Below are 16,885 nucleotides of genomic sequence, written 5' to 3'. Positions count from 1 at the left end.
CCCGAACCGCCCCCATGACCCCCATCCCCGACACCGTGCCGCCGACCGAAGTGCGCATGGCCGAAATCGTCTTTCCCAACCACACCAACCACATGGGCACCCTGTTCGGTGGCCAGGCGCTGGCATGGATGGACAAGGCCGCTTTCCTGGCCGCCGCCCGCTACTCGCGCCGCACCGTGGTGACCGCGCGCAGCGACCAGGTCGATTTCAAGCTGCCTATCCGCATCGGCCAGATGGTGGAGACCATCGGCCGCATCGTCGAGGTCGGCCGCAGCTCGATGAAGGTCGAGGTGGAGCTGATCGCCGAGGACCTGCACAGCGGCGAGCGCAAGCTGTGCACCCGCGGCCACTTCGTGATGATCGCTCTGGGCGACGATGGTCACCCGGTGACCGTGCCGCAGCTGCCCGGCGCGCCGGCGGCCTGAGCCGATGCTTGCGGGGGCGCCTGTGCGCCCCCATCTGGCTGCCATGACCCCGCCGCTCACCGACTTCATCGACCGCGCCCAGCGCCTGTTCGTGCTGACCGGCGCTGGCTGCAGCACCGCCTCGGGCATCCCCGATTACCGCGATGCCGATGGCCAGTGGAAGCGCACGCCGCCGGTGACCTACCAGGCCTTCATGGGCGAGGCCGCCACTCGCCAGCGCTACTGGGCGCGCAGCCTGCTGGGTTGGCCGCGTTTCGGCCAGGCCCGGCCCAACGGCACTCACCAGGCGCTGGCCGCACTGGAGGACAGCGGCAAGCTGCAGGTGCTGCTGACCCAGAACGTGGATGGCCTGCACCAGCGCGCGGGCAGCCAGAACGTGATCGACCTGCATGGCCGCCTGGACCTGGTGCGCTGCATGGGCTGCGAACGCCGCAGCGAGCGTGAGGCGTTCCAGCAGCGGCTGCTGCAGGCCAACCCCGGCTGGGAACTGCTGCAGGCCGGTATCGCGCCCGACGGCGACGCCGATCTGGAAACCGACTTCTCCGCGTTTGCGGTGCCCGACTGCCCGCACTGCGGCGGCCTGCTGAAGCCGGACGTGGTGTTCTTCGGCGAAAACGTGCCGCGTGAACGTGTGGATGCGGTGCATGAGCACCTGCAGCAGGCGGATGCGGTGTTGGTGGTCGGCTCCTCGCTGATGGTCTATTCCGGCTTCCGCTTCGTGCAGGCGGCGGCCAAGGCTGGCCTGCCGGTGGCCGCGCTGAACCGTGGCCGCACCCGTGCCGACGACCTGCTGCAGTTCAAGGACGAGCGCGACTGCGCCGAGGCGCTGGCCGGCTGGTTGCGCTGACCGTCTGTGGCTTCCCACGAAACAGCGATCCACCCACACGGTTGATCTATCGGCGTCACAGCGGTGCAATACGCACCCCCTTTGGTACACCCCCCACTGCCGTGAGCCAGCTGTTTTCGCCGATCTCCTTCGGCCCCCTGACCCTGTCCAACCGCATCGTCGTCGCGCCGATGTGCCAGTACTCCGCCGAAGACGGTCGCGCCAGCGACTGGCATGCCATGCATCTGGGCAACCTGGCGCAGTCCGGCGCGGGCCTGCTGATCCTGGAGGCCACCGCGGTCGAAGCGCGCGGCCGCATCAGTTGGGCCGATCTGGGCCTTTGGGATGACGGCACCGAAGCCGCTCTGGCGCAGGTGCTGGCCAGCGTGCGCCGCTGGTCGCCGATGCCGCTGGGTGTGCAGCTGGCCCATGCCGGCCGCAAGGCCTCCACTGCGCGTCCCTGGGACGGCGGTGGCCAGCTGCCGGCCGATGATGCCCGCGGCTGGGCGACCGTGGCCCCCTCACCGCTGCCGTTCCATGCCGCCGATCCGGCACCGCAGGAACTGGACGAGGCCGGTATTGCCGAAGTCGTTGCCGCTTTCGCCGCCAGTGCGGTGCGCGCCGAGCGCCTGGGCTTCGAGCTGATCGAGATCCACGCCGCGCACGGCTATCTGCTGCATCAGTTCCTGTCGCCGCTGAGCAACCGCCGTACCGATGGCTACGGCGGCTCGCTGCCGAACCGCCTGCGGATGCTGGTGGAAGTGTTCGACGCGGTGCGTGCCGCCGTGTCGGACAAGGTCGCCGTAGGCGTGCGCATCTCCGCCAGCGACTGGGTCGAGGGTGGCTGGGACATCGTGCAGAGCGAGGCGCTGGCACAGGTGCTGGACGCGCGCGGCTGCAATTTCCTGCATGTGTCCAGCGGCGGCCTGCACGAGCGCCAGAAGATCAGTGTCGGCCCGGGCTACCAGGTGCCGTTCGCGGCGGCAATCAAGGCCAAGAAGGTGCGCATGCCGGTGATCGCGGTGGGCATGATCACCGAGCCGGAGCAGGCCGAATCGATCCTGCGCCACAACCAGGCCGATGCCATCGCGTTGGCCCGCGGCATCCTGTACGACCCGCGCTGGCCGTGGCACGCCGCTGCTGCACTGGGCGACAGCGTGGTGCCGGCACCGCAGTACCTGCGCTGCGAACCGCGCGACGCACGCGGCGTGTTCAGCCCGCGCTGAGCACTACACCTGCCAGGCCGGCGGCAGGCCGGCCTGCAGGTGCTCGAACAGCGCGCGGATCTTGGCGGTGAAATCGCGGCGGTCGCTCACGCAGAAGTACACGTCCATCGGTTCGGGCTGCCAGTCGGTGCCGCAACCGAACACGCACTGCAGGCGACCATCGCGCAGGTAGGGCTCGGCCACGAACGCCGCCAGCCGGGTGATGCCGGCACCGGCGGCGGCCAGCTCGGCCAGCGCGTCGATGTCATCGCAGACCATGCTCGGCGGCAGCGCGGCATCCACCCGCTCGCTGTCCTTCAGCAGGCCCCAGCGCAGCGGCCGGCCATCGGTGGGAAAGCGATGCAGCAGGCCGCGATGGGCGGCCAGCTGCGCCGGTTGCAGCGGCGTGCCGTGCGCCTGCAGGTACGCCGGCGAGGCGCAGAACACGAACGGGATGCGTGCCAGTGGACGTGCCACCAGCCCGTCCTCCAGCTGCGCGCCGATGCGGATGCTGGCATCCACTGCCTCGGCACCGTGCTGCACGGCGCGATCGGTCAGGCGCAGCTCCAGCTGCAGCTGCGGGTAGCGCTGCTGCAGCGAGGGCAGCAGCGGTGCCAGCACGTGCCGGCCGAACGCGCTGCTGCTGGCGATGCGCAGGGGCCCGGCCGGCTCCACGTCGCCGGCGGTCACCATCGCCTGCGCGCGCGCCAGGTCGGCTTCGATATGCCGCACCTGCGCCAAGTACACCGTGCCGGCCTCGCTCAGCGCCAGCTGACGCGTGCTGCGGTTCAGCAGGCGGACGCCCAGATGGGCTTCCAGTCGGTTGATGTTCTGGCCTACTGCGGTGGCGCTGATGCCAAGGGTGCGCGCCGCAGCGGCAATGCTGCCGGTCTCTGCGGTGCGGGTGAAGCTGCGGATGAGCTGCAACAGGTTCATGACCGACCAGCTTGCCATGCGGAAGGCCAAGTATCGCTTGGGTCTGTCCCAAGCAGTCGGTTGCATCGGTGACCGTCGTCCTTCGCGCGGCCGCGCTGCTCTACACTTCGGCGATGCGCCCCGATTCCATCCTCACTCTCTCCTGTCCCGACCGTACCGGCATCGTCTACCGCGTATCGGGCCTGTTGTTCGATCACGGCTGCAACATCCTCGACGCCCAGCAGTTCGGCGACGAGGAGAGCGGTCGCTTCTTCCTGCGCGTGCACTTCGACCGCGATGCGGGCCTGCCGCTGGGCACCGTGCACGCGGCGATGGCCGCACTGGCCGCGGACTTCGGCATGGACTGGCAGCTGCATGATGGCCGCCGCCGGCCGCGCCTGCTGGTGCTGGTCAGCAAGCAGGGCCATTGCCTGAACGACCTGCTGTTCCGTGCCCACAGTGGCCAGTTGAAGGTGGACATCGCTGCGGTGGCCTCCAACCATGCCGACTTCGCAACCCTGGCAGCGTCCTACCAGGTGCCGTTCCACCATCTGCCGGTGAACGCCGACACGCGCGCAGCGCAGGAACAGCAGATCATCGATCTGGTCGAGCGTGAGCGCATCGACCTGGTGGTGCTGGCGCGCTACATGCAGATTCTCTCGCCCACGCTGTGCCGTGCGCTGGCGGGCAGGGCGATCAACATCCACCACAGCTTCCTGCCCAGCTTCAAGGGCGCGCAGCCGTACCACCAGGCGCACGCGCGCGGGGTCAAGATCATCGGCGCCACCGCGCACTACGTCACCGAAGACCTGGACGAAGGCCCGATCATCGAACAGGACGTGGCCCGCGTGGACCACGCGATGACCCCGCGCGAACTGGTACGGCTGGGCAGCGATACCGAATCGCAGGTGCTGGCGCGGGCGGTACGCCGGCATGTGGAGCACCGCATCCTGCTCAACGGGCACCGTACGGTGGTGTTCAGGTAACGCGCGCAGTGCCGGGGATGGAGCCCGGCAATTGCCCACGATGCGCCCGATGCTGCTGCACTGGCCTGGGACAGGTGGAGCGCACGCCATCGATATGTTCCATCAGCCCTTTGGGAATGGATGACCACATCGGATCCAATACAAAATCGACCCCTTCACGCCGGGCGAGCTTCGCGGCGGGCACGAAGTCGGCATCGCCGGCCATCAGGATGATCTGGCGGACCTGGCGCTTGAGGGCGAGTGAGGAAATGTCGATGCCGATGCGCATGTCCACGCCTTTCTGTCGCACATCCGGTTGCAGCTCATCGGCTTGAAGATCGCCGAAGGTCCGCTTGCCCTTGAGCAGGTCGTCGAAGGTTCGCGATCCGGTCGTCCACGAACTGAAGTCGGTGAGGTGGCCAAGACGCAGGGCGACCTTCCGCTTCTGCCTCAGCGCCTCGTGCAGGCTGACTCTGAACAGTGCTTCGTCGGATCGCGAGTAGTCGATGCACAGCCCCGAAATCGGGTTGTGCATCTTCTTGCGCAGCGGCGGGCAATCGTAGAAGAAGATGCGATAGAGATCGCGTCGCTCGCCACTTGCATGCTTCAGATGGGCGATGGCCCATCGGTGAGCGACCTCGGCGGCGCGTTGAGCGTTGTAGGCGTTGTGGGGCTCGATGCGGCGAAAGCGTTTGATGAAATAGCCGCCATCAATGAGAACTGCCGTCGGCATACCGTTGCCCTCCTGGCTTCGTCCAATGAAAAAGCCCTCGGTTCGGCCGTCCCGCGATCTGTTGGGGGGCGTACTTGGAGGGCTGGATGGCTCGATTCTGCAGGGGGCGTATCAGGCGCACAAGCGGCAGAGGCGACACGCTGCCTACAGGATCGCGATCTTCGCCTTCGCCAGGGCTTCGCGCACCATGCCGTCATTGGCCTCGGTCACCGGCCGGGTCAGCTCCCACAGGAATTTCACCCGGAAACCCGACTTCACCGCGTCCTGCGCGCTCCACAGCACGCAGTAGTCGCGGGCCAGCCCGCACACGTGCACCTCGCGGATGCCGCGTTCGTGCAGCCAGCCGGCCAGCCCGGTGGCCGGGCGCGTGCCGTCCGGGCCGTGGTTCTCGCGGAAGGCACTGTAGGAATCCACCTGCTGGCGGCTGCCTTTGCGCAGGATCAGGTCGGCCGCGGTCCAGTCCACGCCGGGGTGCAGGGCGGCGCCGGTGCTGCCCTGCACGCAGTGGTCCGGCCACAGGGTCTGCGGCTGTGCATGCAGCAGGATGGCTTCAAAAGGCAGATGGCCCGGATGCTGGCTGGCGAACGAGGCGTGGTTGGCCGGGTGCCAGTCCTGGGTGGCCACCACGGTGCGGTAGCGGCGCTCGGCCAGCAGCGCGTTGATCGGTGCCACCAGCGCATCGCCCTGTTCGCAGGCGAGGGCGCCACCGGGCATGAAGTCCGGCTGCAGGTCGATCACCAGCAGGGCGACATCAGCGGGCAGGGCGGTCATGGCAGGTCCAGCACAACGGAAGATGGGCGGCAAGCGTGGCCGCCCCTCGCGCGCACGTCAATCGCCGCTGGCGGTGTCGTTGTCCTGCCCGTAATACAGCAGGCCGATCCTGATGCGCTCGCGGCCGTTCTCGCGACGATGGCGGTTGGCATCGCGCAGTGAGTAGACGCAGCCACAGTACTCCTGCTGGTAGAACTGCTCGCGCTTGCTGATCTCGATCATGCGGCTGGCACCGCCGCCCTTGCGCCAGTTGTAGTCCCAGTACTGCAGGCCCACGTAGCGCGAGGCGGCACGCACACCGCAATCGTTGATCTGCGCCATGTTCTTCCAGCGCGAGATGCCCAGCGAGGAGCTGATGGTGTCGTAGCCATGCTCGTGCGCGTACAGCGCGGTGCGCTCGAAGCGCATGTCGAAGCACATGGTGCAGCGGATGCCGCGCTCGGGTTCGTTCTCCATGCCACGTGCACGGCTGAACCAGTTGTCGGTGTCGTAGTCGCAGTCGATGAAGGGGATGCCGTGCTGTTCGGCGAAGCGGATGTTCTCCTGCTTGCGCAGCTCGTATTCCTTCACCGGATGGATGTTGGGGTTGTAGAAGAAGATCGCGTAGTCGATCCCGGAGGCGGTGATCGCCTCCATCACTTCGCCCGAGCAGGGCGCACAGCACGAGTGCAGCAACAGGCGCTGGCCGTTGTCGGGAAGGGTCAGGGTGGGGCGTTGGAGCTCGGTCATCGTCGGGTGCATCTGGGCGTGGGCAGCAGGTCTGGACGGAAACCGTGAACAGGACGCGCGCGGCCACATCGCCTGCACGCGCAGGACGACGACGGCCCCGGCAACCTCCCCGCGGAGATTCCAGGTCGAGTCAGGGGACGGTCGCGTCCCCCGGCCGGGGCCGGTATTCGGGCTGATGGACACGGGCCGGCTGGCCCACCTGGTACCTGCCGCTTCCCAGGCGCGCGCCCAGTGCTGTTGGCAGGATTCGTTTCCATTCACCGCTGCGGGGCAGCTCCGGAATGTGCGCGCAAGGCGCCTTCACCGGATTCCCGTTTAAATCGCTGCCGCCATCGAAGCCACGGCAGGGATACCCTCGGCGTGCCCACGGTGGACGTGTTGACGGCGATGGTCAAGGGCCGATGAATACGCAGGGCTGTGGCGCGTTTCTCAGGCTGTGAGAGCGCCTCTTGCCATACTGGGCACCGACAGACGGGAGGTGGCTCGTGGCGGCGAAGTACTGCGATCTGGTCATGAAAGGCGGTATCACCAGCGGCATCGTGTATCCCAACGCGGTGCTCGCACTGGCCCGCGAATACCGCTTCAAGAGCATCGGTGGCACTTCGGCAGGCGCGATCGCCGCTGCCGTGGCGGCCGCTGCGGCATACGGCGACCGACGCCAGCAACGGGGCGAACAGCTGCCCGGCGACGCCGGCTATGGCGGCCTGTCGGCGGTGTCGGCGCAGCTGTCGCGGCGCGGATTCATCTACAGCCTGTTCCAGCCCGCCGCCGGCGCGCGCGCTGCGTATCGGCTGCTGGTGGTGCTGACCGGCAACGCCGGCTGGCCCCACAAGCTGCTGTGCCTGGCCATCGCGGTGTTCCAGATCGCGCCGCTGGAAGTGCTGGTGTCGTTGGCACTGCTGCTCGGCCTGGGCTGGTGGGGCGGCGGCTGGAGCGGCGTGGCCGCGACCCTGCTGCCGTCGCTGCTGTGCGCCTACGGCGCGGGCGTGGCCGCCGCAGCGCTGCGCGTGGCCCGGGTGGCGCGGCGCAACCTGCTGGGCCTGTGCAGCGGGCTGAGCCGGAATGCAGGCAGGCCGGCGCTGACCGAGTGGCTGCATGAAAGCCTGCAGCAGCTGTCGGGCAAGCCGATGGATGCACCGCTGACCTTCGCCGATCTGCACGACGCGCCGCGCTATGCAGGCGAACCGGACAGCCCGCATGCGATCTCCCTGCAGATGATCACCACCTGCGTATCGCACAACGAACCGCGCACGCTGCCGCTGGGTGGGGCGCAGTTCTGGTTCCTGCGCGAGGAGTTCGAGCAGCTGTTCCCGGCCAGTGTGGTGCAGTGGATGGTCGACCGCGCCGGCCCACCGCGCGAGGTTGAAGGCCGCAACTACTACCACCTGCCGCAGGGTGCGTCGCTGCCGGTACTGGTGGCCACGCGCATGAGCCTGAGCTTCCCGCTGCTGATCAGCGCGGTGCCGCTGCATGAGCCCTCGCGTCGCGAACGTCGCTGCGAGCCGACGTCGACGGCTGCGGATGAGGGCGGGCAGAACGTGGCCGACAGCATGGAAGGGCTGACCAGCGCAGGCCAGGCCTGCGGTCCGGTGATCACCGCGTTCCGGGTGTGCTGGTTCTCCGATGGCGGCATCAGCAGCAACTTCCCGATCCATCTGTTCGATGCCGCGCTGCCGCGCTGGCCGACCTTCGCCATCAACCTGGTCTATCCGCAACGTCCCGAGCCGGTGGTGCGCGAGAGCGACAGCCGCCAGGCGCTGGAACGTGCGGTGTTCCTGCCTACCGAGAACCGGCATGGATGGCAGCGGCACTACCAGTCCATCGCCACGCCGCTGGCGGCCGGCGAGCTGGGCCGTTTCCTGTTTGCGGTGGTGGCCACCATGCAGAACTGGCGCGACCTGCTGCAGGCGCGTGCGCCGGGGTATCGCGACCGCATCGTGCATGTGAGCCTGCAAGGCGACGAGGGTGGCATGAACCTGGACATGCCACAGGAGGTGCTGACCCGCATCGCCGACAAGGGCAGCCTGGCCGGTGCACGCTTCTGTTCGTTCTCGTTCGAGAACCATTACTGGATCCGTTGGCGCAACCTGGCCTCGGCTTACCAGCGCTACACGCTGGAGATATCGCGCACCGACGATCCGGCGCAGCAGGTGCTGGCCTATCGCGCGGCCTATGCGATGGTGGCCACCGGCGCGCCGCCACCGCCGTCGTACAAGCTGGGTTCGGAAGACAAGCGGCAGGCGTCGCAGCAGCTGTGGGGGCTGATGGTGGAACAGGGCCGCAGCTGGGATGACCTTGGCCCCGACCTCACCGACGGCTCGCCACGGCCGTTGCCGCAGATGAAAGTGACGCCGATTTATTGAGTGAGGCATCCCCGCGTGGCGTGGATCCACCATGTCGACCAAGGTCGACACCCACCAATAGCGGCAGATCGCGAAAATCTGTCGGACCCACCCGGCCTACCCGCAGACAACCTGCTCTTGCTTTTGAGGTCGCCGGCCAGCGGCCAGCACTACCGCAGGTGCAGGGCGCAGCCCTGCCGGACCGCCCCCTACCGCCCCGGCAACTGGGTAAACGCGCGCTGCATGCAGTCCTCGCGCGGGCACACCCGGCAGCCCGGCCCGATCGACACCGAATTGCCCGGGCTCTGCACGTCCAGCCCCAGCGAATACACCAGCCGATCGGCATGCTGCAGGTCACACCCCAGTGCCACCGCGAAGGTCTTGCGTGGCTGGCCGTGTCCCACCGGGCCGCTGCTGACCTGCCGTGCCAGCCAGAAATGGCGGCGGCCATCGGGCATGCGCGCGGTCTGGGTGAGGATGCGTCCGGGCTGGTTGAACGCCTCATAGACGATCCACAAAGGGCAGGAACCGCCCACCTGCGAGAAGTGGAAATCGGTGGCAGAGTGGCGCTTGGACACGTTGCCGGCGCGGTCCACGCGGATGAAGAAGAACGGCAGCCCCGGCGCACTGCGGCGTGCCAGCGTACTCAACCGATGGCAGACCGCCTCGAATCCCACACCGAACTGATGCGCCAGCAGCTCGATGTCATAACCGCTGGCCTCGGCCGCGCGCAGGAAGCGCATGTACGGCATCACCAGCGCACCGGCGAAATAGTTGGACAGGCCGATCCGCGCCTGTGCGATGCGGGCCTCATCGGTGAATCCGGTGCGCGCGATCACCGCATCGATCTGCGGCAGGTAACCACGCAGCGCCAGTTCGACCGCCATCTGGAACGCCTGCTGGCCCGGCTCCAGGTAGTCGGGCAGCCACAGCGTACGGCTGCCGGCATCGTACTGGCGCTTCTCGCGCCCGGCCTGCAGCGCAGCTACTTCCACCAGCACCCCGTGGCGGTCGGCCAGCAGCTGGCGCAGCCGTGGCGCCACGTGTCCCGGCGCCAGCCCCCATTCGGCGAACAGCTGCTCGGCCAGTTCGTCCAACTCGGGGATGTGGTTGTGCATGCGGTTGAAGAACTCGCGCACCTGGTCGCCGGCCGGCAATGTGCTGCCCGCGCCCGGCTCGCCCAGTTGGAACTCCAGCGCGGCAGCATGCTCGCGCAATGCCAGGTGGCGGCGATGCAGGTCCAGCAGCGCGCGGCTGACCTGCGGCAGGTTGCCGGCCAGCGCGCGCAGTTCGGTGGCGCTGACGTCGGCCAGGCCCAGATCGCGCAGGGTCTCGCCCAGCGACTCCTGCAGCGCGGCGGGCTCATCGTCGTCGAACAGGGTGGAAACATCGCCCAACACCTCACCCAGCTTCTTCTGCACCGCGGGTGTCAGCGGGCGCTTGTTGCGCTCGATCTGGTTCAGGTAGCTGGCCGACAGCCCCAGGGCGCGGGCAAGGTCGGCCTGGCTGTAGCCGCGCTGCTCGCGCAGGCGCAGCAGACGCAGGCCGAGTTGGCGCTGGGGGGCTGAATAATTCACAGGATTAACAGGAATCGTGGCGGGCATTGGCCAGATTAAGCGGATTCAGCCCGGAAATCGAGGCGCGGCCTGTGAATAATGCCAAGCATCTTTCGCACCCCGTGGATTGTCGTCATGACTGTTGCAGCGCCCCGTATCCGCATGCTGATCGATGGCCAGTTCGTTGAATCGGCCACCTCCCACTGGCAGGACGTGATCAACCCGGCCACCCAGGACGTGCTGGCCCAGGTGCCGTTCGCCACCACGGGTGAAGTCGATGCCGCCGTGGCGGCCGCCAAGGAAGCCTTCAAGACCTGGCGCAAGACCCCGATCGGTACCCGCGCGCGCATCTTCCTGAAGTACCAGCAGCTGATCCGCGAAAACATGAGCGAGCTGGCCCACATCCTCACCGCCGAACAGGGCAAGACCCTGCCGGACGCCGAAGGCGATGTGTTCCGCGGCCTGGAAGTAGTCGAGCACGCGGCCGCCATCGGCAACCTGCAGCTGGGCGAGCTGGCCAACAACGTGGCCAACGGCGTGGACACCTACTCGATCATGCAGCCGCTGGGCGTGTGCGCAGGCATCACTCCGTTCAACTTCCCGGCGATGATCCCGCTGTGGATGTTCCCGATGGCCATTGCCACCGGCAACACCTTCATCCTCAAGCCGTCCGAGCAGGACCCGATGGTCACCATGCGCCTGGTCGAACTGGCGCTGGAAGCGGGCATTCCCAAGGGCGTGCTGAACGTGGTCCACGGTGGCGAGGAAGTGGTCAACGCCATCTGCGACCACCCGGACATCAAGGCGGTGTCGTTCGTCGGTTCCACCCGTGTCGGCACCCACGTCTACAACCGCGCCTCGCTGGCCGGCAAGCGCGTGCAGTGCATGATGGGCGCCAAGAACCACGCCGTGGTGCTGCCGGACGCCAACAAGGAGCAGACCCTCAATGCGATGGTCGGCGCGGCCTTCGGTGCGGCGGGCCAGCGCTGCATGGCCGCCTCCACCTTGGTGCTGGTCGGTGAAGCGCGCGGTTGGGTGCAGGACCTGGTCGAAAAGGCCAAGACCCTGAAGGTCAGCGCTGGCACGGTCGCCGGCACCGACGTCGGCCCGGTCATTTCCTGCAGCGCCCGTGATCGCGTGGAAGGCCTGATCGCGTCGGGCGTGGAGCAGGGCGCCAAGCTGGTGCTGGATGGCCGCAAGCCGCAGGTCGATGGCTTCGAGAAGGGCAATTTCGTTGGCCCGACCATCTTTGCCGGTGTCACCACCGACATGCGCATCTACCAGGAAGAAATCTTCGGGCCGGTGCTGGTCATCCTCGAAGCGGAAACGCTGGATGAGGCCATCGCCATGGTCAACAGCAACCCGAACGGCAACGGCACCGCCCTGTTTACCCAGTCCGGCGCCGCAGCACGCCGGTTCCAGGAAGACATCGACGTCGGCCAGGTCGGCATCAACGTGCCGATTCCGGTGCCGGTGCCGCTGTTCTCGTTCACCGGTTCGCGTGCTTCCAAGCTGGGCGACCTGGGCCCGTACGGCAAGCAGGTGGTGCTGTTCTACACGCAGACCAAGACCGTCACCGCGCGCTGGTTCGACGACGAGACGCTGAGCCACGGCGTCAACACCACGATCAGCCTGAAGTAACCGCAGGGAGCAGCCATGAGCCACTCGATGACGACGGAACAGGAAGAAGCGCAGCAGGCGTACCGCGAAGCGGCGCGTGACTTCGCACAGGCCGAACTGGCGCCGCACGCCGCGCGATGGGATGCGGAGGGCATCTTTCCGCGCGAGGCGATCGCCAAGGCCGGTGAACTGGGCTTCTGCGGTCTGTACATGGACCCGGAAGTGGGCGGCAGCGGCCTGAGCCGACTGGACGCCGCCGTCGTCATCGAGGAGCTCGCCAACGTCGACCCGTCGACCGCGGCCTATATCAGCATCCACAACATGGCCTCGTGGATGGTGTCCAAGTGGGGCCAGCCGGCGCTGCGCGACGCGTGGGGCAATGACCTGTCTTCTGGCAGCAAACTGGCCTCGTACTGCTTGACCGAGCCGGGCGCCGGTTCGGACGCGGCCTCGCTGAAGACCACCGCCGTGCGCGATGGCGATTTCTACGTGTTGAATGGCTCCAAGGCCTTCATCTCCGGCGCCGGTGCCACCGAGCTGCTGGTGGTGATGGCACGTACCGGCGGTGCCGGTGCAGGCGGGGTCAGCGCGATCGCGGTGCCGGCCGACCTGCCGGGCATCAGCTATGGCCGCAAGGAAGAGAAGATGGGCTGGAACAGCCAGCCCACCCGCGGCATCACCTTCGAAAACGTCCGCGTACCGGTCAACCACCTTCTGGGAGAGGAAGGCGGCGGCTTCAAGCTGGCGATGAAGGGGCTCGATGGTGGCCGCATCAACATCGCCGCGTGCTCGCTGGGTGCTGCGCAGGGCGCGCTGGATGCCGCACGCCGCTACATGGGCGAGCGCCGCCAGTTCGGCAAGGCGTTGTCCGAATTCCAGGCGCTGCAGTTCAAGCTGGCCGACATGGCCATCGAGCTGGTTGCCGCGCGGCAGATGGTGCATACCGCTGCGCGCAAGCTCGATGCCGGTGCCAGCGATGCCAACGTGTGGTGCGCGATGGCCAAGCGTTTCGCCACCGATGCCGGCTTCACCATCTGCAACGAAGCCCTGCAGATCCACGGCGGCTACGGCTACATCCGTGAATATCCGATCGAACGCCTGCTGCGCGACAGCCGCGTGCACCAGATCCTGGAAGGCACCAACGAGATCATGCGGGTGATCGTTGCCCGTCACCTGCTCAACACCGAAGAGGAACTGCGATGAAGGATTGGCGTACCCAGGAGCACGTGGGCCTGAAGGTCGAGGCCGACGGCCATACCGCCGTGGTCACCCTGAACAACCCGCCGGCGCACACCTGGACCGTGCACAGCCTGTCAGCGCTGCGCGACCTGGTCGGCGCGCTCAACGCAGACCGTGACATCTACGCGCTGGTGATCACCGGTGACGGCGAGAAATTCTTCTCCGCCGGTGCCGATCTCAACCAGTTCGCTTCGGGTGACAAGGCCGCTGCACGCGAGGCCGCGCGCCGCTTCGGTGAAGCCTTCGAAGCGCTGTCCGGTTTCCGTGGCGTGTCGATCGCCGCGATCAACGGCTACGCCATGGGCGGTGGCCTGGAATGCGCACTGGCCTGTGACCTGCGCATCATCGAAGAGCACGCCCAGGTTGCGCTGCCGGAGGCCACCGTCGGCCTGCTGCCGTGCGCCGGTGGCACCCAGAACCTGCCGCGCCTGGTCGGCGAGGGTTGGGCCAAGCGCATGATCCTGCTCGGCGAGCGCATCAACGCCGAAACCGCCGTGCGGATTGGTCTTGCCGAAGAAAAGGTCGGCAAGGGCGAAGCCAAGGCGCTGGCACTGGAATGGGCGAAGAAGGCCGGCAAGCAGAGCCCGACCAGCATTGCCGCCTGCAAGACGTTGGTGCAGTCCACGCGCACCGGCACCCATGCGTCGGCGCTGGTGGCCGAGCGCGAGGCTTTCGTCGATCTGTTCGACACCGCCGACCAGGTCGAGGGCGTGAGTGCCTTCCTTGAAAAGCGCGCCGCGCAGTGGAAGAACGCATGACCACCGACACCGTTGCCGAACAAGCTCCGGTGCTGTTCGAAGAGCGCGTGGCCGGCAACGGCACGCGCATCGGCATCGCCACGCTGAACGCACCGCGCACGCTCAATGGTTTCTCGCTGCCGATGGCGCACCTGCTGTTGCAGCAGTTGAACGCCTGGGCCGACGACGATGGCATCGCCATGGTGGTGCTGCAGGGCGCCGGTGAGAAGGCGTTCTGCGCCGGTGGTGACCTGCACAGCCTGTACCAGAGCATGCGTGCCTACCGCGACGCCGGCCAAGGCGATATCCGCGAGAACGACTACGCCGCCGAGTTCTTCGACGTCGAATACCGCGTCGATTACCTCATCCACACCTACGCCAAGCCGATCCTGTGCTGGGGCCACGGCATCGTGATGGGCGGTGGCATCGGCCTGATGTCCGGCGCCAGCCACCGCGTGGTCAGCGAGCGCTCCAAGCTGGCCTTCCCGGAAATCACCGTGGGCCTGTTTCCTGACGTGGGTGGCAGCTGGCTGCTGCCGCGCGTGCCGGGCAACGGTGGCTTGTTCCTGGCCCTGACCGGTGCGCTGCTCAACCCGGGCGATGCGATCTATGCCGGCCTGGCCGACGTGCATGTGGCCGAGGAACGCCGCAGTGCGGTGTTCGACGCGCTGCTGCAGGTCGCGTGGTCGACCGATGCCGCACGCAACCACGAGCGCCTGTCACAGCTGCTGCTGTCGTTTGCCAGCGACGCCGCGACCGGCCCGCTGCTGGCCAACGCTACGCAGGTCGATGCGCTGTGCGCAGGCGATGATCTGGCCGCCATCGTCGAACGCATCAGCACCCTGCAGACCGATGACACGTGGCTGCAGGCCGCACAGAAGACCCTTGCCGCCGGTGCACCGGGCTCGGCACGGCTGGCCTTCGAGCTGCAGCGCCGCAGCGCCGGCCAGGATCTGGCCAGCGTGTACCGGCTGGAATACATCACCGCCCTGCATTGCGCTGCGCATGGTGATTTCGCTGAAGGCATCCGCGCGCTGCTGATCGACAAGGACCGCAATCCGCAGTGGAACCCGGCCACCCTGGCCGAGGCCACCGGCGCGTGGGTCGACACCTTCTTCGCTTCCCCCTGGGCCGATGCCGCGCATCCGCTGGCCGACCTGGGCACTCCCCTTGTTGAAAGGAGCCTTGCATGAGCCGCATTGCATTCATCGGGTTGGGCAACATGGGTGGCCCGATGGCCGCCAATCTGGTCAAGAACGGCCACAGCGTGCGCGTGTTCGATCTGGTCCCGGCCGCGGTGCAGGCCGCCGTTGACGCCGGTGCCAGTGCTGCCTCGTCGGCACGCGACACCCTGGCCGACGCCGAAGTGGTGATCTCGATGCTGCCGGCCAGCCGCCATGTTGAAGGCGTGTACCTGGGTGATGACGGCATTCTTGCCGCGATTCCCGCCGGTGCGCTGGTCATCGACTGCAGCACGATTGCCCCGGCCAGCGCGCGCAAGGTATCCGAAGCGGCCGCCGCACGTGGCCTGCAGATGATCGACGCGCCGGTGTCCGGTGGCACTGCCGGCGCACAGGCCGGCACGCTGACCTTCATCGTCGGTGGCGAAGAGGACGCGCTTGAACGCGCCCGCCCGGTACTGCAGGCGATGGGCAGGAACATCTTTCATGTGGGTGCCAGTGGCGCCGGCCAGGTCGCCAAGCTGTGCAACAACATGGCACTGGGCGTGATCATGGCCGTCACCGGCGAAGCCATCGCCCTGGGCGTGGCGCACGGGCTGGACCCGAAGGTGCTGTCGCAGATGATGGCGGTCAGCACCGGCCGCAGCTGGGCCACCGAAGTGTGCAACCCGTGGCCGGGCGTTCTGGAAAACGCGCCGGCGTCGCGCGGTTACAGCGGCGGCTTCGGCAGCGATCTGATGCTGAAGGACATGGGCCTGGCGGTGGAGGCGGCGATGAGCGTCGGCGCCTCGATCCCGCTGGGCGAAGTGGCCCGCAACCTGTACTCGATGAACCACCAGGCCGGCCGCGGCAAGCTGGATTTCTCCAGCGTCGTGCAGCTCATCACCAGCGACCGGTAACCGGTCGCCGGTCCGCGCATTCCACCTTATCCCCGCGCCGTTGGCGCACCCCCTTGAACAACAAGGGGGTTCTCCTCCAGCAGGATGGATGCGCGCCGACCGTGTAGTGCCGAGCCCATGCTCGGCACTACAGAAAGCGTATGCGTCCCCGGCCACGTGCCGGGGCCCACCCGAGGTGGGATGGGCGGATGCCCGGTTGCGACCGGCATCCGCCCATTTTTTTGCCCAGCCGCTTGGTAGTGCCGGCCGCTGGCCGGCATCACCGCATCAGGCAACGATCAGCGTCACGTCGATGTTGCCGCGGGTCGCGTTGGAGTACGGGCAGACGATGTGCGCCTTCTGCACCAGTTCTTCCACCTGCTCGCGCGGCACGCCCGGCACGTTGATGGTCAGCTCGGCTTCGATGCCGAAACCGGTCGGGATCTGGCCGATGCCGACCTTGCCGGTCACGGTGGTGTCGGCCGGCAGCGCGACCTTGGCCTGGCCGGCGACGAACTTCAGTGCGCCCAGGAAGCAGGCCGAATAGCCGGCAGCAAACAGCTGTTCCGGGTTGGTGCCCGGGCCGCCAGCGCCGCCCAGCTCGCGCGGGGTCGACAGCTGGATGTCCAGCACGTTGTCGGACGAGACGGAACGGCCTTCACGCCCGCCGGTGGAGGTGGCCTGGGCGGTGTACAGAACCTTTTCGATGGACATCGGGATGCTCCTGGTCAGTGGGTGGGTGTTGCGTTGGAGCCTACTTTGC

The 16,885-nt window shown here is 67.5% G+C and carries 16 protein-coding genes and 1 riboswitch; of the genes, 10 read left to right on the top strand and 6 right to left on the bottom strand.

Annotation, left to right across the window (positions count from 1 at the left end; translation table 11 throughout):
- Positions 1–14 precede the first annotated feature (14 nt).
- The 3 genes from TEP_RS18435 to TEP_RS18425 all read left to right on the top strand — a co-directional run bounded on the left by TEP_RS18435 (position 15) and on the right by TEP_RS18425 (position 2,477).
- Positions 15–425 carry an acyl-CoA thioesterase gene (locus TEP_RS18435; protein ID WP_132826250.1) on the top strand — a complete coding sequence of 137 codons (411 nt, stop codon included), beginning with the start codon at positions 15–17 and terminating at the stop codon, positions 423–425.
- A 43-nt stretch (positions 426–468) separates the two neighbouring features.
- Entirely contained in the window at positions 469–1,272 is an 804-nt protein-coding gene (locus TEP_RS18430) for an NAD-dependent protein deacetylase (protein WP_132826249.1), read from the top strand.
- A 101-nt stretch (positions 1,273–1,373) separates the two neighbouring features.
- Entirely contained in the window at positions 1,374–2,477 is a 1,104-nt protein-coding gene (locus tag TEP_RS18425) for an NADH:flavin oxidoreductase/NADH oxidase (protein ID WP_132826248.1), read from the top strand.
- Positions 2,478–2,480: 3 nt separating this feature from the next.
- Here the strand turns inward: TEP_RS18425 and TEP_RS18420 are convergent, their stop codons facing one another.
- A complete protein-coding gene (locus TEP_RS18420; RefSeq protein WP_132826247.1) occupies positions 2,481–3,392 on the bottom strand; it encodes a LysR family transcriptional regulator in 912 nt (303 codons plus the stop codon).
- Between the two features lie 113 nt (positions 3,393–3,505).
- Here TEP_RS18420 and purU point away from each other — a divergent pair, with 113 nt between their 5' ends.
- Complete coding sequence (gene purU, locus TEP_RS18415) at positions 3,506–4,357, top strand: formyltetrahydrofolate deformylase (protein ID WP_132826573.1); 852 nt, start codon at positions 3,506–3,508, stop codon at positions 4,355–4,357.
- Here the strand turns inward: purU and TEP_RS18410 are convergent.
- The 3 genes from TEP_RS18410 to TEP_RS18400 form a co-directional block, all read right to left on the bottom strand.
- Positions 4,350–5,069, bottom strand: a complete 720-nt coding sequence (locus TEP_RS18410) for an NYN domain-containing protein (RefSeq protein WP_132826246.1) — start codon at positions 5,067–5,069, stop codon at positions 4,350–4,352. The two genes, purU and TEP_RS18410, sit on opposite strands and share 8 nt — an antisense overlap.
- 144 nt (positions 5,070–5,213) lie before the next feature.
- Positions 5,214–5,840, bottom strand: a complete 627-nt coding sequence (pncA, locus tag TEP_RS18405; RefSeq protein ID WP_132826245.1) for a bifunctional nicotinamidase/pyrazinamidase — start codon at positions 5,838–5,840, stop codon at positions 5,214–5,216.
- A 57-nt stretch (positions 5,841–5,897) separates the two neighbouring features.
- Complete coding sequence (locus TEP_RS18400; RefSeq protein ID WP_132826244.1) at positions 5,898–6,569, bottom strand: epoxyqueuosine reductase QueH; 672 nt, start codon at positions 6,567–6,569, stop codon at positions 5,898–5,900.
- A 140-nt stretch (positions 6,570–6,709) separates the two neighbouring features.
- Positions 6,710–6,927: riboswitch (cobalamin riboswitch) on the bottom strand.
- Positions 6,928–7,081: 154 nt separating this feature from the next.
- On the opposite strand from TEP_RS18400, the gene TEP_RS18395 reads away from it, so the two are divergent.
- The gene (locus tag TEP_RS18395) at positions 7,082–8,932 is read left to right on the top strand and encodes a patatin-like phospholipase family protein (protein ID WP_165933942.1); all 1,851 of its coding nucleotides are present in this window, start codon (positions 7,082–7,084) and stop codon (positions 8,930–8,932) included.
- Between the two features lie 188 nt (positions 8,933–9,120).
- Here TEP_RS18395 and TEP_RS18390 read toward each other — a convergent pair whose 3' ends face one another.
- Positions 9,121–10,515 (bottom strand): short-chain fatty acyl-CoA regulator family protein, encoded by a 1,395-nt coding sequence (locus TEP_RS18390; protein ID WP_177177078.1) that lies wholly within the window; start codon positions 10,513–10,515, stop codon positions 9,121–9,123.
- Between the two features lie 87 nt (positions 10,516–10,602).
- Here TEP_RS18390 and TEP_RS18385 point away from each other — a divergent pair, with 87 nt between their 5' ends.
- From TEP_RS18385 to mmsB, 5 genes are read left to right on the top strand one after another with little or no spacing between them, the layout of a single operon-like run.
- Positions 10,603–12,108: a CoA-acylating methylmalonate-semialdehyde dehydrogenase gene (locus tag TEP_RS18385; protein ID WP_132826242.1), complete on the top strand. Its 1,506-nt coding sequence runs from the start codon at positions 10,603–10,605 to the stop codon at positions 12,106–12,108.
- A 15-nt stretch (positions 12,109–12,123) separates the two neighbouring features.
- The gene (locus TEP_RS18380) at positions 12,124–13,290 is read left to right on the top strand and encodes an acyl-CoA dehydrogenase family protein (protein ID WP_132826241.1); all 1,167 of its coding nucleotides are present in this window, start codon (positions 12,124–12,126) and stop codon (positions 13,288–13,290) included.
- Positions 13,287–14,084 carry an enoyl-CoA hydratase gene (locus TEP_RS18375; RefSeq protein ID WP_132826240.1) on the top strand — a complete coding sequence of 266 codons (798 nt, stop codon included), beginning with the start codon at positions 13,287–13,289 and terminating at the stop codon, positions 14,082–14,084. The genes TEP_RS18380 and TEP_RS18375 overlap by 4 nt, the downstream gene beginning before the upstream one ends.
- Positions 14,081–15,256, top strand: coding sequence for an enoyl-CoA hydratase/isomerase family protein (locus TEP_RS18370; protein ID WP_132826239.1), 1,176 nt, complete (start codon positions 14,081–14,083; stop codon positions 15,254–15,256). The genes TEP_RS18375 and TEP_RS18370 overlap by 4 nt, the downstream gene beginning before the upstream one ends.
- Complete coding sequence (gene mmsB, locus TEP_RS18365; protein ID WP_132826238.1) at positions 15,253–16,143, top strand: 3-hydroxyisobutyrate dehydrogenase; 891 nt, start codon at positions 15,253–15,255, stop codon at positions 16,141–16,143. Before TEP_RS18370 ends, mmsB begins: the two co-directional genes overlap by 4 nt.
- Positions 16,144–16,410: 267 nt before the next feature.
- Here mmsB and TEP_RS18360 read toward each other — a convergent pair whose 3' ends face one another.
- Positions 16,411–16,836, bottom strand: a complete 426-nt coding sequence (locus TEP_RS18360) for an organic hydroperoxide resistance protein (protein ID WP_004153735.1) — start codon at positions 16,834–16,836, stop codon at positions 16,411–16,413.
- Positions 16,837–16,885 lie beyond the last annotated feature (49 nt).

Source organism: Stenotrophomonas sp. TEPEL (assembly GCF_004348785.1).
Taxonomy (GTDB): Bacteria; Pseudomonadota; Gammaproteobacteria; order Xanthomonadales; family Xanthomonadaceae; genus Stenotrophomonas; species Stenotrophomonas indicatrix.
Note: the sequence above shows the minus strand (reverse complement) of the source record. Positions and strands in the feature narration are given on the sequence as shown.